The organism is Streptomyces longispororuber, from assembly GCF_014656095.1.
Taxonomy (GTDB): Bacteria; Actinomycetota; Actinomycetes; order Streptomycetales; family Streptomycetaceae; genus Streptomyces; species Streptomyces longispororuber.
Genome location: NZ_BNBT01000017.1, coordinates 23,424 through 37,863, shown reverse-complemented (window position 1 = coordinate 37,863; position 14,440 = coordinate 23,424). Strand labels below are relative to the sequence as shown.

Annotated in this window: 12 protein-coding genes, 1 tRNA gene and 1 pseudogene; 10 read left to right on the top strand and 4 right to left on the bottom strand. The window is 70.9% G+C overall.

Annotated elements, in window-relative coordinates; translation table 11 throughout:
* The first annotated feature begins 71 nt into the window (after positions 1 to 71).
* The 4 genes from IE330_RS08620 (at position 72) to IE330_RS08605 (ending at position 4,895) form a co-directional block, all read left to right on the top strand.
* On the top strand, positions 72 to 1,262 hold the full coding sequence (locus tag IE330_RS08620; RefSeq protein WP_229925488.1) for a CaiB/BaiF CoA transferase family protein: 1,191 nt from the start codon (positions 72 to 74) through the stop codon (positions 1,260 to 1,262).
* Positions 1,263 to 1,363: 101 nt separating this feature from the next.
* On the top strand, positions 1,364 to 2,608 hold the full coding sequence (locus IE330_RS08615; protein ID WP_373314598.1) for a CaiB/BaiF CoA transferase family protein: 1,245 nt from the start codon (positions 1,364 to 1,366) through the stop codon (positions 2,606 to 2,608).
* Positions 2,599 to 3,300 carry a gamma-glutamyl-gamma-aminobutyrate hydrolase family protein gene (locus tag IE330_RS08610; protein WP_190135283.1) on the top strand — a complete coding sequence of 234 codons (702 nt, stop codon included), beginning with the start codon at positions 2,599 to 2,601 and terminating at the stop codon, positions 3,298 to 3,300. The genes IE330_RS08615 and IE330_RS08610 overlap by 10 nt, the downstream gene beginning before the upstream one ends.
* 191 nt (positions 3,301 to 3,491) lie before the next feature.
* Positions 3,492 to 4,895: an APC family permease gene (locus tag IE330_RS08605; RefSeq protein ID WP_190135282.1), complete on the top strand. Its 1,404-nt coding sequence runs from the start codon at positions 3,492 to 3,494 to the stop codon at positions 4,893 to 4,895.
* Positions 4,896 to 5,016: 121 nt separating this feature from the next.
* On the opposite strand, the gene IE330_RS08600 is transcribed toward IE330_RS08605, so the two are convergent.
* Complete coding sequence (locus IE330_RS08600; protein WP_190135281.1) at positions 5,017 to 6,531, bottom strand: hypothetical protein; 1,515 nt, start codon at positions 6,529 to 6,531, stop codon at positions 5,017 to 5,019.
* 193 nt (positions 6,532 to 6,724) lie between these two features.
* A complete protein-coding gene (locus tag IE330_RS08595; RefSeq protein WP_190135280.1) occupies positions 6,725 to 6,940 on the bottom strand; it encodes a hypothetical protein in 216 nt (71 codons plus the stop codon).
* Positions 6,941 to 7,130: 190 nt separating this feature from the next.
* On the opposite strand from IE330_RS08595, the gene IE330_RS08590 reads away from it, so the two are divergent.
* Positions 7,131 to 7,442, top strand: a complete 312-nt coding sequence (locus IE330_RS08590; protein ID WP_190135279.1) for a hypothetical protein — start codon at positions 7,131 to 7,133, stop codon at positions 7,440 to 7,442.
* A 98-nt stretch (positions 7,443 to 7,540) separates the two neighbouring features.
* Here IE330_RS08590 and IE330_RS08585 read toward each other — a convergent pair whose 3' ends face one another.
* On the bottom strand, positions 7,541 to 7,993 hold the full coding sequence (locus IE330_RS08585) for a hypothetical protein (RefSeq protein ID WP_190135278.1): 453 nt from the start codon (positions 7,991 to 7,993) through the stop codon (positions 7,541 to 7,543).
* Between the two features lie 254 nt (positions 7,994 to 8,247).
* Here IE330_RS08585 and IE330_RS08580 point away from each other — a divergent pair, with 254 nt between their 5' ends.
* The 3 genes from IE330_RS08580 to IE330_RS08570 all read left to right on the top strand — a co-directional run bounded on the left by IE330_RS08580 (position 8,248) and on the right by IE330_RS08570 (position 10,891).
* Positions 8,248 to 8,529 carry a hypothetical protein gene (locus IE330_RS08580; protein ID WP_190135277.1) on the top strand — a complete coding sequence of 94 codons (282 nt, stop codon included), beginning with the start codon at positions 8,248 to 8,250 and terminating at the stop codon, positions 8,527 to 8,529.
* 236 nt (positions 8,530 to 8,765) lie between these two features.
* Complete coding sequence (locus IE330_RS08575; protein ID WP_190135276.1) at positions 8,766 to 9,893, top strand: hypothetical protein; 1,128 nt, start codon at positions 8,766 to 8,768, stop codon at positions 9,891 to 9,893.
* Between the two features lie 251 nt (positions 9,894 to 10,144).
* Positions 10,145 to 10,891: a hypothetical protein gene (locus IE330_RS08570; RefSeq protein WP_190135275.1), complete on the top strand. Its 747-nt coding sequence runs from the start codon at positions 10,145 to 10,147 to the stop codon at positions 10,889 to 10,891.
* A gap of 357 nt (positions 10,892 to 11,248) precedes the next feature.
* Here IE330_RS08570 and IE330_RS08565 read toward each other — a convergent pair.
* A tRNA-Pro gene (locus IE330_RS08565) sits at positions 11,249 to 11,322 on the bottom strand.
* Positions 11,323 to 11,426: 104 nt separating this feature from the next.
* Between IE330_RS08565 and IE330_RS08560 the strand changes: the two are divergent.
* Both IE330_RS08560 and IE330_RS08555 read left to right on the top strand, forming a co-directional pair.
* A pseudogene (locus IE330_RS08560) lies at positions 11,427 to 11,933 on the top strand (DUF309 domain-containing protein); the annotation flags it as partial.
* A gap of 389 nt (positions 11,934 to 12,322) precedes the next feature.
* A complete protein-coding gene (locus IE330_RS08555; RefSeq protein ID WP_190135274.1) occupies positions 12,323 to 14,401 on the top strand; it encodes an MDR family MFS transporter in 2,079 nt (692 codons plus the stop codon).
* The last annotated feature ends 39 nt before the right edge of the window (positions 14,402 to 14,440 follow it).

Sequence of the window (14,440 nt, the reverse complement as noted above, 5' to 3'; positions counted from 1 at the left end):
CCACGTGCCCCGACCGGCACTCGCCCGTGGTGTGTCCCGCCACCACCGCGCAACGACCATGGAGGCGTTCATTGAAGGAGAACCAGTCACCCCTGCACGGTGTCACCGTGCTCGACTTCACCCACATCGTCATGGGTCCGTGCTGCACCCAGCTCCTGGGGGACTTCGGCGCCGACGTGCTCAAGATCGAGAAGCCGGACAAGGGTGACATGACGCGCACCACCATCCCCGACCCCGCCGGTTTCGACAATCCCATCTTCCTCAGCCTCAACCGGAACAAGCGCAGCGTCGCCGTGGACGTCCGCGCCGACGCCGGGCGTGACGCGGTCCTCGGGCTGGCACGCACCGCGGACGTCGTGGTCAGCAACTTCCGGCCCGGTGTGATGGAACGCCTCGGCTTCGGCTGGGAGGCGCTGCGGGAGCTGAACCCCCGGCTCATCTGGGCCGCCGGGTCCGGATTCGGCCCGCGGGGCCCGTACCGGCACAAGGGCAGCCAGGACGCCGTCACGCAGGCGTTCACCGGCGTGATGCACCGCCGGTCCTCCCCGGAGCTGCCGCTGTCCGTCTATCCCACGGCGCTGTGCGACTTCTCGGCCGGGATGCACCTGGTCCAGGGCATCCTGCTGGCCTTGCTGGCCCGCGCGCGGACCGGCAGGGGCCAGCGCGTCGACGTCTCGCTGTACGACTCCATGCTGGCCATGCAGATGCAGGAGGCGGCCGTCCGGCTCAACCGGGGGTACGAAGTCAACTGGGGCACCATGCCGTTGACCGGGGTGTTCGAAACACAGGACGGGGCGTTGTGCTTCGTCGGGGGGTTCCACCCCGACCCGATCCCCGCCCTGGCCGACGCCCTGGAGCTGGGCGAGGCCCTGACCGGGCGCCCGGAGTTCGCGACCTGGGAGTCCCAGTTCGCCCACCGCCCCGAGCTGGGACGGATCTTCGCGGAACGGCTCCGTACCGGCACCACCGCCCACTGGTTGCGGCGGCTCGAAGCCGCGAACGTGCTCTGTGCGCCGGTGCGCGACCTGGCCGAGGCGCTGAGGGACCCGCAGACCGTGCTCAACGGGATGCTGCTCGAACTCACGCACCCGACCGCCGGGACCGTCCAGGTCCTCGGCGCCCCCGTCCACCTGTCCGAGACACCGGCCCGGATCAGGCACGTGCCGCCGCGGCTCGGCGAGCACAGCGACGCGGTCCTGCGGGAGGCCGGGTACGACGAGCGCCGCATCACCGACCTGCGCGCGTCGGGAGTTCTGCGGTGACCCGGCTCCCGCAGCCACCCCCCTCCCGCCGGGCTGGCCGGCCCGGCCCCGCGCCGTCCGCCGACGGCCACGGCCGCCCTTCTCCCGGTCCCCTGGCCGGCCTGCGCGTCATCGAACTGGCCGCTATCGGGCCCGGACCGTTTGCCGCCCTGGTCCTCGCCGACCTGGGTGCGGAGGTACTGCGCATCGACCGGCCGGTACCCGCTGCCCCCGTCCCGGACGTCGACCCCCGGACCGACCTGCTCAAGCGCAACCGGCGGTCGGCGGTCATCGACCTGCGCCATCCGGACGCCGCCGACGTCGTGCTCGCGCTGGTGGAGAAGGCCGACGTCCTGCTCGAGGGGTACCGCCCCGGGGTCGCCGAGCGCCTGGGCATCGGACCCGGCCCATGCACGGCACGCAACCCGGCACTCGTCTACGGAAGGGTGAGCGGCTGGGGACGCGACGGCCCGCTCGCCGGCCGGGCCGGACACGACATCGACTACCTGGCGCGGTGCGGCGCCCTGCACGCGCTCGGCCGCCGCAACGCCCGGCCCACGGTGCAGCTCAACTCCGTCGGCGACTTCGGCGGCGGCGGGATGCTCCTGGTCACCGGGGTGCTCGCGGCCCTCTGCGAGGCGCTCCGCTCGGGGCGCGGGCAGGTGGTCGACGCGGCCATCATGGACGGCGCGACCCTGCTGACCTCGATGACCTACGGCTTCACCGCGGACGACGTGTGGAACGGGGGGCGCGGCACCGATCTGCTCGACCCCGGAGTGCCCTGGTACGAGGTGTACGAGACCCGGGACGGCGGCTTCATGGCGGTCGGCGCGCTGGAGGACCCGTTCTACGCCGCACTCGTCGCCGGCCTCGGGCTGAGCACCGGGGAGACCGACCGCGCCGACCCCGCGGGCTGGTCGGCGTTGCGGGCGCGCTTCGCCGCTGTGTTCCGTACCCGTACCCGCGCGGAGTGGACCGAGGTCTTCGAGCACACCGACGCGTGCGTCACCCCCGTGCTGACCCCGCTGGAAGCCGCGTCCGATCCTCATCTGCGGGCCCGTGGCGTGTTCATCGACGTCGACGGCGTCCGGCAGCCCGCCCCCGTGCCCCGGTTCAGCCGCACGCCCGGCACGGTGCGCCGGCCACCCCCGCTGCCGGGCGAACACACCAGCACCGTCCTGGCGGACTGGGGGGTGCCGGACGTCGACGGCCTCCTCGCCTCCGGCGCGGCCCGCCAGCGGCCCGCGGGGGTGAGCACCGGTCCTCCACCCGGGTCCGTGGCCGCCGAACCGCCCGCGTCCGGTCTCCGCGACAGGCGCGGCGGCGCCGGTGCGCCACACGACAGGAGAGACGGACGATGGCGCTGAGGCCGCTGATCGGCATCAGCACCTACTGGGAGGCGGATGCGCGCTGGGGCGCGTGGCGCGGGCGGCGGGCCGCCCTGCTGCCCGCCGGCTACCCGGAACTGGTCCAAGCCGCGGGCGGCGTCGCGGTGATACTGCCACCGGACGGACCGTGCCACGCGCCGTCCGCTCTGGCACGGCTCGACGGGCTCATCCTGTCCGGCGGGCCCGACGTGGAGCCGGCCAGGTACGGCGCCGTCCCCGATCCGCGCACGGGCCCGCCCGCGACGCACCGTGACGCGTGGGAACTGGCCCTCATCCACGTGGCACTGGCCCTACGGGTCCCGCTGCTGGGCATCTGCCGCGGCATGCAACTGATCAACGTCGCCCTCGGTGGCACCCTCCTCCAGCACGTGGAGGGCCACGGCTCGGCTCCCGGCGTGTTCGGCTGCCATCGGGTCACTCCGGTACCGGGCACCCGGTGCGCGGAACTCATGCCCGCCCCCACCGACGTCCCGACGTACCACCACCAGGCCGTGGACCGCCTCGGCCGTCGTCTGCTGCCCTCGGCGTACGCCGCCGACGGCGTCGTCGAGGCGATCGAGCTGCCCGCCGACGCCGGTTGGGTGCTCGGCGTGCAGTGGCACCCCGAGGTGGCCAACGGCTTCCAGCTCATCAAGGGATTCTTACGAGCCGTCATCCCCACCATCTCGTAGGCGTCACCCGAACAGCGCAACCGGCCACGCCGTGCATCAGGTGACCGACTAACGTTGACCGCACCCTGCCGGTAGCACAGAAGCCCGGGGCGATCGGGCCCGAGGAGCATGGCGCCGAAGGAAAGCAACACCAGGGCAATGAGCTTCGACATCGTGTTTTCTCACCCGGACACGCCAGAGAGGCAAAGACCATGCCCAACCCCCCGCGGCGCCTTTCCCGCACACTGCACACCAGGTCACTGACGTTCTTCGGTCTCGCCTATCTCGCCCCCATGATCATATTGGGCACGTTCGGCGTGCTGGCCGAGACGACGGGGGGTGCCGTTCCCACCGCTTATCTGTTGGCGTTCGCCGCCATGCTGTTCACCGCCCGCAGCTACAGCAGGATGGCCCAGGAATATCCGGTGTCCGGCTCGGCCTACACCTACGTACGCAAGGCCGTCGACGGCCGCTTCGGTTTCCTCGTGGGCTGGACGGCCCTTCTCGACTATTTCTTCCTGCCGATGGTCATATGGCTGATCGGCGCTTCCTTTCTCTCCGCCCAGTTCCCCGGCGTACCGGAATGGATATGGATCGTGGCGTTCATCTCCGCCACCTCGGCCCTGAACATTCTGGGCATCAAGGTCGCCGCCCGCGCCAATCTGATCCTGGTCGGCTTCCAACTCCTGGTCCTCGCCTGCTTCGTCGGCCTGTCCTTCAGCCGGACGGCCGACCAGGGCGGTTCGCTGATCAGCACCACGCCCTTCTTCGGCGAGGAGAGCACCTTCGCGGGCATCACCACGGGAGCGGCCATCGCCGCCTACTCCTTCCTCGGTTTCGACGCCGTCACGACACTGACCGAAGAGGCCGTCGACCCGGTCCGGAACGTGCCACGCGCCATCATGCTGACCGTTCTCATCGGTGGAGGGATCTACCTCCTCGTCGCCTACGCCACGCAACTCGCGCACCCCGGAGGGGTTTTCCGGCACGTGGACTCGGCCGCCCTGGACCTGGCCCGGCTGATCGGCGGGCGGCTCTTCTCCTCCGTCTTCCTCGCCGGACTCGTCGTCACCCAGTTCGCGTCCGGTATCGCCGCGCAGGCCAGCGTCTCCCGGCTGTTGTACGCCATGGGCCGGGACGGCGTGCTGCCCGCCCGGGTCTTCGCCCGCGTCAGCAGCCGGTTCCTCACCCCCGTCCTCAACATCCTGCTCGCCGGCGCGATCGGCCTGGTCGCCATCGCGCTGGACGTGGAGACGTCCACCTCCTTCATCAACTTCGGGGCCTTCACCGCCTTCACGGCCGTGAACCTCTGCCCCATCGTGCTGTACTTCCGCAGCGGCCGGCGGCGGCCGGCTCTCGGCTATCTGGTCATCCCGGCCGTCGGAGCCGCCGTCTGCGCCTGGCTGCTGAGCCGGCTCGACGAGCACGCGCTCCTCATCGGCAGCGTCTGGCTGACCTGCGGCCTGGTCTACCTCGCCTGGCTCACCGGGATGTTCCGCCGGCAGCCGCCGGAGATGGTCCTCGACCACGCTGACCCGGTGCACTCGGCCGCTGCGCGCCCGGGGGGCCCACCGTCGCCGAGCGCTTCGCAGACCGACGAGGTGCGCCCCGAGTAGGACCGCCACCGGCTCCGGCGCCGCGTCGGCACCGTCCCGCTCGGCCGGGGTGGGACGGGGCGGGTGTCTCCACCGCGCCCCGCCCCACCGGTATGGCCTTACGCCGTTCCAGGAGCCGGTGTCACTTGGCCGACGCCGACGGCGACGGCGACGGCCCGGGTCGTACGCCGACAGCCGTTCCCGGAGTGAGGGACTCGTCGGTCACGTCTCCGTCCTTGGGGTCGTAGGGCACCACCGGATCCTTCTCCGGGGTGTAGGGAAGCGGCCGGTGGGTCTTGCACCGCTCGATCTCCGTGGGCGAAAGGGTGCCGTGCCGCTGGAAGACGCGGTCGGAGGTGATGCGGGAAGGGCCGTCGTAGGTGATGAACAGCCGGTGGACGGTCTTCTCCCCCGCGTCCGTGCTCGTGACAGTGTAGTGGCCGTCGGCCCGCTCACGGGCGGCGGACACCTCCACCCAGCTCGCGTGGTTCTTCGGCGTGATGACGTCGATGTCGCGTGTGACCGTCCGCGACCACTGCCACGGCTGGTCGCGCACTGCCTCGTACGCCGCCGCGAAGTGCACCGCCGCCTTGCCGGCCGTCGCCTGGGAAGGGTCCGCCGGGACCTTGGTGGGACCCTGCGACGGCGCGGCGTGCGAGACGTCATGGCTCAGGTCCTGCTCGGTCAGCCCGTCGTGCGAGCTGGAGTCGAGGAACTGGGTGTTCCCCGCTTGTGTCCCGCTGTCGAAGGACCTCTCGCGGTAGACGACCTTCCTCTTGTCCCGCAGGGCCGCCGCCGTGCCGTCCTCGCCGAAGGTGCAGTTCTCGTAGACCTCGCCCACCGGCCGCGGCCGGTCGTAGTAGCCGTACGAGTACCGCTGGTTGAGGGTGAACGTGCAGGCGTTACTACTGTTCCCGCATGCCCCCAGCACCGTGCCGACGTCCGAGCGGTCGTTGCCCTTGAAGGCCTGAGCCGGGGGGAGGGTGTGCTTGCGGTGGCTCTTGTCGACCTCGATGGGCCGCTGCCGTGCCGCCACAGCGGCGATCATGGGGTGGCACTCCTTCGCGACCGTCTTCCCCTTGTCCTTGCCGTACTTCACGTCGGGCAGGGCGAAGGCCACCTCGGGGTGGTCGGCCTCGGCGGTGAACTCGTACGTGGCCCTCTTCCAGTTGGGCTTGCCGACCTCCACCTCCTTCTTCTCGGCGTTGGTGATCTTGCCGAACGTCGGTGCGGCGACCGTCTCCTGCCAGGCCGCTTTGCCGTCGACGCGCATCTGGAGCCCGAGTTCCTTGCGCTGCTCCTCCGCGCCGGTCGACGTGCACTTCTTGGCGTCGGTCGTCGGCGAGTAGTCGAAGGACACGGTCACCCGGGAGCCCTTGCGGACGTCCCACAGCCGCGTCTTGAGCTGTTCCTGCGCGAGATTGCCGTCCGCGTCGAGCAGGGCGTCGACGCGCACCGCCTGCTTGCCGTCCGCGCGGCCCGCTCGATGCGTTCCCGCCGCGACGACCACGCCGGCCGCTGAGTTCGGCTCGGTTCGGCCCCAGTACCAGGGCTTCAGTTCGCCCTTGCCGTAGTGTTCCTGCTCCCAGTCCTGCTTCTTGGGGTCGGGCGCGATACGCGGCTGGTCGAAGGAACCGTTGACGACCGGTACGTCCACTTCCTTCGCTTCCAGCTGCGGCGGCGTCGGGGCCGCCCCCACGGGGACCGTCCCTGCCGAGAGGCAGGTCACCATGGTGCCTACCGCTACGAGAGCCCTCAGGCTTGTCTTCTGTCTCACTTGACCCACTTCCATCGTTGAGTGCTTCGCGACACCTGTGGGGTGTCGCGCCGTTCCGGGCCGCGCACCGCGGTCAGCAGAAGCTGCCCTTCGGATCGAACCGTGTGACGTCCGGCGGTACGGTCGCCGCGATCGACATCGGGATGGAGCAGAGACCCGACAGCGCGTCGGCGAACGAGGTGTCCCGCTGCTTCTGGTTCTCCTGGAAGCCCGTGACCTTCGACTGCAGGGCGTCCTGGTAGGACTGCTGGTGCGTGTGGGCGTCCTGAAGCCCCATCACCTTGTCCATGCACGGCGAGATGTGCGGGTCGCCCGCGGCCCCGGGGGAGGCGGGCGAGCCGGAGGGTGAGGGCTCTCCGGAGGGGCTGGCTGCCGGACTGGCCCCGGATTGCGGTGACGCCGGGGCGGTCGCGGCGGGCGGGCACGCCTTGAGGCGTTCGTCCACGCCGTTCTTCCTCTCACAGGCCGGGGACTGAGCCTTGCCGGAGCACGGGTTCTCCTGCGTCACGGGAGGATGGCTCACCGACGGATCCGTCACCGGCGCCGCCGAAGCCTGTACCGGCGAGGGGGCGAGGGAGTACGAGGCCGAGGGGTCCGCCTTCGCCACCGCCATGCCGGGGGAAGCGCCGTTCGACGCCTCCGGCTTCGCGGCGGCAACCGCTGAGGCGCCGAGCATCCCGGCCGTCAGCATGAAGGGAACGAAGATTGCGACGATTCTGCGGCTGTCCACGTTTTCTCCTTTGGTTCTGGGATGTGGTGCTGGGATGTGGTTTCTGGGCAACTGGCCGTAGGCGAGTACGCGTACGGCGGTAGGGGAATGCGGCAGGGGGTACGGGGGCCGGTCGGCATGGCTCCTGGCAGGCCTCCCGTACCCGCTGACCGAGGCCGCTCAGGTGGCCGGCGAAATACCCCACAGCAGGTTGGGACCACTGACGATGCGCAGGGAGGCGTCGTCGCAGATCTCAAGTGCCGCCTCTTTGTAGAGGTCGCTGCCGGACCCGGAAGTCCAGACCGTCTCCGGGGTGTTGTTCTTGCCGATCACCCGGACCGTCATCTCGCCGTTCGTTTCGAGCACGGCGTGATCGGTCGTGGTGTCACCTTTTCCGAAGGTGGTCCACAGCTCTTTGCCGTCGGGACCCTTGAGTACGAGATCACCCATGGATCCCATGGTGAGCGTCACCTTCTTGCTCGGCGACTGAACGAACTCTCCCTTCTTGAGTGTCCATTGCGCCTTGTGAGAGGCGCAGGCGGGCTTCACTTCCCCTTCCGCCGCGGCCGCCAGTGCGGGCGGTGGCACGCCGACGGCCAGGCCGAAGACGAAGGCGAAGACGGACAGGCGCATGATGTCTCCTTTCACAGTGGGGAGTTGAGGCGTCCGTGCCTTGAGGACATTTAGCGCCGACTTCTCCGGTACCGCACCGCGAGAGGACTGTTGGGGCGTCAATTGCCCCGTACGGCAGGCTCGAATGGCGCGTCGGTGAAACAGGGGTGATGCTCAGTGCGCACCCGCTTCTCATCCGCGGGATGCACAGCAGACGCCGTCTGACGCGGCGTCTGGTGTTCGCGTTCGCTCAACTCCCGAAAGGAGCGCTTCACATGCGCCTTCTGCTGACCACACTCGTATCCGTGGCGCTCGCCACGGCTTCCCTCACCGGTGAAGCCGTCGCCGCCGCGCACGCCGAAAAGCCGCCCCAGCACCGCGTGTTGGGCCTGGTGGACCCGTGCGACCCGAAGGATTTCAGGCCGGTGCAGGACGACGAAGCCTATTGGTACTTCCTCCGCGAGGAAGACCGGTGCGCCTACGCCGACACGGTGGTCCCCACCCGCGAGGACCAGCGCTGGGACAACCCGGGCGACTGCGAGGACACCTGCCACTGAAGTGACGTACGGGGCCTGGGGGTTGTTCCCTCAGGCCCCACCCAGCCACACACGCACACACGCACACACGCACTACGAGACTGCGCAGCGCCCGCCCTCGCGTGCGGGCCCAACCGGCAGTGCTCGGCGTGCTCTTGGTCATGGGCGGACGGCACGGAACATCCTCGCCGACGGACACTCCCGCCGACCGCCCGTTCGACCCAACTTCCCCATCCCCGCACTACCTTGGAGTCCCTGTGTCCGAACTGAACTCCCCCACGCCCCGATCCGTCCGCCGTGGGGTCGCCCTCGCCGCGCTCTTCTGCCTGAACCTGGGCCTGCTGACCTCGCCGGCCCACGCCAATTCCGCCAGCAGCGACTCGGTGGAACTGCCCCCTCTGCCCGAGGCCCGCGCCTACCACGGCAACCGCGAGCTGAAGGACTACCGGAAGGTGCTCGAAGAGTGCGAACCGGCGGCCGGCAAGCCGTCGCCGTGCGTCTTCGAGCTGAAGGAGAAGAAGGAGTACAACACCGCCCTGGTCTCGGTGGGCAACGTGGTCGAGAACTGCACCGATGACACGATCGTCATCACCAAGGAGGCCGAACTGACGTCGTCCTCCACCGACAACATCGGCGGAGAGATCTCCGGAAGCGCCATGTTCGAGGGAACCATCAACAACACGGCCACCGTCACCGTGGACGACACGGCTCAGGTCACCGGCTCGGCGACCAAGCAGAACGCGACCGAGAGCACCCACCAGACCTGGTCGCCGCACAGCGCCAAGGCCAACTCCTCCAGTACGAGCAAGGCCAGTTCGCAGTCCAGCGCCACCGCCACCGGGCAGAACACCGCGCACGTCGGCGCCACGGACTCCGTGCTCGTCGGAGCGCGCGCCAGCTTCACCGCCGCGTTCCGCGCCACGTTCTCCAAGTCCTGGACCAGCACCACGAGCGAGACCACCACCCAGGAATTCCGGGTCCGCCCCGGCCGGACGCTCCACTTCGGCGCTTCCTTCGCCATGGCGAACGTCACCGGTGACATGACGAACAAGGACACGGGAAAGCGGCTGGAGAACTTCTCCATGCACACGCCCTCCACGGCGAATTCCAGCAGGCTCATCGCCCAGGCGTTCAACTCGCAGAACTGCCCGAAGCTCGCTCAGCAGCAGGGCAATCTGAACGGCGAGCAGGGCGAACACAACAACCAGCAGAGCCAGTCCGGCTCCCTCACCGGAAACTCCGGCGACAAGAAGGACGGCGGCACCGGCGCTTCTGCCTCCGAGTCGAAGCGGGGTCTGCGTGCGGACCGGAAGTCCGCGGCTGCGGAGAATTCGCTCGTCCCGGGCAAGCAGCCGGTTGAGACCTGGACCGTGCCGCTGAATTGAGACGGCACGGTGGAGCAGGTCCCCGGAAGGCCGTCGAGGTCGTGGAGGTGACTCCTTGCGCAGTCCTCCACGACCTCACGGCCCCCAGCAGCGAAGTGACGCCTACCGGCGGGCGCGGTCTCCGATCGGCTCACCCGCCTGTGGTGACGAACATATGACACACCGTCAGCCCACTCGCTTGCGCAGCCACAACCACAGCCACAGCCACAGCCACCAACACCCCGATGTGTACCTAAACTTCAGGAGATGTCATGCACAGACGCGCTGTTCTGGTCACCCTCGGCTTCCTCACCGCCGGCCTCCTGGGAGCCGCCCCCGCCCCACCGGATGACAACCCTCCCCTCATGCTGGTCTCCCGGTCCACCGCAGAGTGCGTCGGTGTCCCCGACGCCACCCCCCTCGACCGGGGGGTGCCCGGCCTGGCGGTGGTGCGCGCCCGTCAGATCCCTGTCCCCTCCTCCCGGGAGGTCGTCAGCGCGTGCCTCGAAGCGGCGGCCGACGACCCGGACAACCCCGTCCACCAGCTCGTCGCGGAGTACGGGCCTCTCCTCGGACTGCACCCGGAGCCTCCCGGCCCCGGCTTCCCCCAGCTCGAACTCCCGAGACCGGAGCTCATCGTCTTCCGCGGCGAGGGACGCCGCGGGGTCACCGCCACCCGTCCCGCGCCACCCGGCCCGGCAGCGACTCGCACGGCGCCCGAGCCCCGCGCGGTCGCCCTCGTCGACACCACCGTCAGCGACCTGTGCGCCGGCATCCCGATCACCAACGCGCCGGAAGGTCTCGCCCTGCTGGACACCAGGGTGGCCGACGTCCTTCGCGCGCGGTCGAACCGGCAGTGTGCTGTGAGCAGTGCGGACTACCGCGGCAGGCAACCCCTGTCGCAAGCCGTCGAGAAGCTGCCCCCGCTCCCGCCCGGCATCGACCCCGCCGCCCTCACCGAGCCCCCGGCACCGCCCCGGGGAGAAGGGGACACCGGCCTCCGGCCGGTCCGGAAATGATCGAGGGCCGGTTTCGGATTTCTCCCGGTCGGGCTCCAGGGGCCACGTCTCCTTCCCCCGGTCTTCGTTTGCCACGCTGTCACGGTACGCCCGTCGTGCGCAGGACAAGGCGCTGATGACGCCACCGTTCGCGCGCCAGGCGGGGCCGTCCGCGTGGAGCCCTCGGAGAGGGCGGCTCAGCCGGTCCTGGAGCGCATCGGGCGCCGCCCGCGCTGCTGCCGCATTGCGGTGCGACTCCAGCCCCTCCAGCACACTGGCGACAGGTTCACGATCTTCAAGCCAGGGCTTTGCGAGGCGACAGCCCTGAAAATGATCGAGGGCCCTGTCGAAACAGAGCCCTGACCTTTTACTGCACCGTCGGGACGACAGGATTTGAACCTGCGACCCCTTGACCCCCAGTCAAGTGCGCTACCAAGCTGCGCCACGTCCCGGTGCGTTTCGCGCGGTGTGTCCCGCGTGATCACGCAGGTAGAACTCTACCCCACCCGCGGGGGTGGTCCCGAACGCCCCGGGGCCCGCGCGGGACAATCGCGCCATGACGAGTGCACAGGGTGCGGCGGACCGCGACCGGGACGCCGACGGCAGGGCCCGCAACGCCCGGCCGCGGGACGGGCTCGGGCGTCCGCTGCCGTACGGGGCCGACGGCGTCGAGCGGCAGCCGGAGGGGGTGGTCCGCACCCCGGAGGAGACGGTCGCCGAGGCGCAGGCGCTGCTCGACGCCGGGCGGCCCTTCCACGCGCACGAGGTCTTCGAGGACGCCTGGAAGTCCGGGCCCGAGGAGGAACGGGGCCTGTGGCGGGGCCTGGCCCAGCTCGCCGTGGGCCTGACGCACGCGGCGCGCGGCAACACCAAGGGCGGGGCGCGGCTGCTGCTGCGCGGCGCGGGTGCCGTCTCGGCGTGGACCGGGGAGACGGGGCGCGAGCGGCCGTACGGGATCGGCGTACCGGAACTGGCACGGTGGGCGCGGGCCCTGGCCGAGCGGGTCGAGGGGGACGGGGCTCCCCTCGGCGTCACGGGTGCGGCCGAGGCGGCACCGGCGCTGGTCCCCCGGGCCGCGGCACAGGCTCACCGGTCCGCGGGCGAAGCTCCCCGGTCCGCGGCACAGGCTCCCCGGCCCGCGGGCGAAGCTCCCCGGCCCGCGGAGGAGGCTCCCCGGTCCGCCGCGGGCGAAGCTCCCCGGTCCGCCGAGGAGGCTCCCCGGTCCGCCGCGGGTGGAGCTCCCCGGTCCGCCGAGGATGCTCCTCACCCCTCGGACACGGCCTCCCGGACCGCCGAGGATGCTCCTCACCCCTCGGACACGGCCTCCCGGACCGCGGAGCAGGATCCCCGGCCCCGCCCGGAGGGCCCGGCCGGGGGCTGAGGGCCGGAGGCGCGTCACCGGACCGGACGGCCCCGCATGCACCGGTCGCGGTCCGGTGTGAGGGTGTGCGTGTGACCCTCACCGACAGCGCCGACGCCGCGCGGGCGCCGGAGCAGGGCCCTCCGGTCCCGGACCGGCGCCGCCGCAACGTCGTCTTCGTCACGATCATGCTGGGCGTGCTCCTCGCCGCGCTCGACCAGACGATCGTGGGCACGGCGCTGCCGACGATCGTGTCGGACCTGGGCGGCGCCGCGCACATGTCCTGGGTCGTGACGTCGTACCTGCTCGCGGAGACGATCGCGACGGTGCTCGTCGGCAAGTTCGGCGACCTGTTCGGGCGCAAGGTCGTCTTCCAGGTGTCGGCGGTCGTCTTCATCACCGGCTCGTTCCTGTGCGGCCTTGCGACGAACATGCCGCTGCTCATCGCCTGGCGGGCGGTGCAGGGCCTCGGCGCGGGCGGCCTGATGGTGACGTCGATGGCGCTGACCGCCGACGTGATCCCGCTGCGCGAGCGCGGCAAGTACCAGGGCGCGATCGGCGCGGTCTTCGGCGTGTCCACGGTCATCGGGCCGCTGCTCGGCGGGCTGTTCACCGACCACCTGAGCTGGCGCTGGGCGTTCTACGTCAACGTGCCCATCGCGTTCCTGGTCGTCGCGGCGGCCGCCCGCACCATCCCGTCCGTGAAGGCGGTGGCGCGGCCCGTCATCGACTACCTGGGCATCGCGCTCGTCGCCGCCGGGTCCGGCGCGCTGATCCTGGCGACGAGCTGGGGCGGCAACGAGTACGCCTGGGGCTCGGGCGTGATCATCGGGCTGTTCGCGGGCGGCCTCGCCGCGCTCGCGGGGTTCTGCCGGGTGGAGACCCGCGCGGCGGAGCCGATGCTGCCGATGCGGCTGTTCGCTAACCCGGTCTTCACGGTCTGCTCGGTGCTCAGCTTCATCGTGGGCTTCGCGATGCTCGGCGCGATGACGTTCCTGCCGACGTACCTGCAGTACGTCGACGGGGACTCGGCCACGATCTCGGGCGTGCGGACGCTGCCGATGGTGGCGGGGCTGCTCCTCGCGTCCGTGTTCAGCGGCAACGTGGTCAGCAGGACGGGCACGTACCGGATCTTCCCGATCGTGGGCGCGCTGGTGATGGCGCTCGGGCTTTTCCTGATGTCGCTGATGGGCAGCGCGACCGGCGCCTGGCTGGAGTCGCTGTACATGTTCGTGCTCGGCGCCGGCATCGGCCTGTGCATGCAGGTGCTGACCATCGCCGTGCAGAACACCGTCGCGTACGCGGACCTGGGCACCGCCACGTCCGGCGTCACGTTCTTCCGTACGCTCGGCAGCGCCTTCGGCACCGCCGTCTTCGGCACGATCTACGCCAACACGCTCGCGCCGAACCTCCGCGCCGGCGTGGCGGAGGCGAGCGGCACCGGCGCCGCGCCGCCGGACGCGGTCGCGCGCGGGGCGCAGAGCCCGGAGGGGCTGCACGGCCTGCCGGACGCGGCGGCCCGGCCGCTGGTGGAGGCGTACGCGGACACGTTGCAGACCGTCTTCCTGTGGACGGTGCCGGTGGCGCTGCTCGGGTTCGTGGTGGCGCTGTTCCTCAAGCAGGTCGAGCTGCGCGACAGCGCCCGGATGAGCTCCTCCGACATGGGGGAGGGGTTCGCCTCGCCGTCGTCGACGGGCGACTCCGCCCGGCTCCTGGAGCTGGCCGTCGGCAACATCCTGCGCCACAAGGGCGGCACGGGCACCGCGCGCGCCGTCGTCCAGCGCTCCGACACCCGCCTGGACCTGGCGGGCGCCTGGGCCGTGATGCAGGTGGCCCTGTTCACGCGCCTGGTCGGCCACGCCAACCTCACCCTCATCGCGGCCCGCCGGCAGGTGCCGCCCGAGGTCCTGGTGCCGGTCTTCGACCGCATGGTGGAGGAGGGCTACCTGACCCGCAGCGGCACCCTGTTCCAGCACACCCCGGCGGGCGAGCGGGAGGCCGCGGTGATCGGCGGCGAGTGGGCCCGCTGGCTCGCCGAGGAGCTGGAGAAGGACGGGGCCCCCGAGGGTGTCGCGGTGCGGGACGACGCGCGGCTGCGGGCGGCCGTCGACGCCATCGCCAAGCGGCTGCTCGCCGAGGACCTGGCGCAGGGGCTCGCCGACGCGCGGTGAAGCGTGCGCGTCTTCCCCCGATTTCCGGGGTCAAACTCC

Excerpts from the sequence above, each read along its gene's own strand:
- IE330_RS08610 (WP_190135283.1), top strand. The coding sequence starts at position 2,599 with ATGGCGCTGAGGCCGCTGATCGGCATCAGCACCTACTGGGAGGCGGAT.
- IE330_RS08585 (WP_190135278.1), bottom strand. The coding sequence starts at position 7,993 with ATGCGCCTGTCCGTCTTCGCCTTCGTCTTCGGCCTGGCCGTCGGCGTG.
- IE330_RS08570 (WP_190135275.1), top strand. The coding sequence starts at position 10,145 with ATGCACAGACGCGCTGTTCTGGTCACCCTCGGCTTCCTCACCGCCGGC.
- IE330_RS08605 (WP_190135282.1), top strand. The coding sequence starts at position 3,492 with ATGCCCAACCCCCCGCGGCGCCTTTCCCGCACACTGCACACCAGGTCA.
- IE330_RS08595 (WP_190135280.1), bottom strand. The coding sequence starts at position 6,940 with ATGGACAAGGTGATGGGGCTTCAGGACGCCCACACGCACCAGCAGTCC.
- IE330_RS08580 (WP_190135277.1), top strand. The coding sequence starts at position 8,248 with ATGCGCCTTCTGCTGACCACACTCGTATCCGTGGCGCTCGCCACGGCT.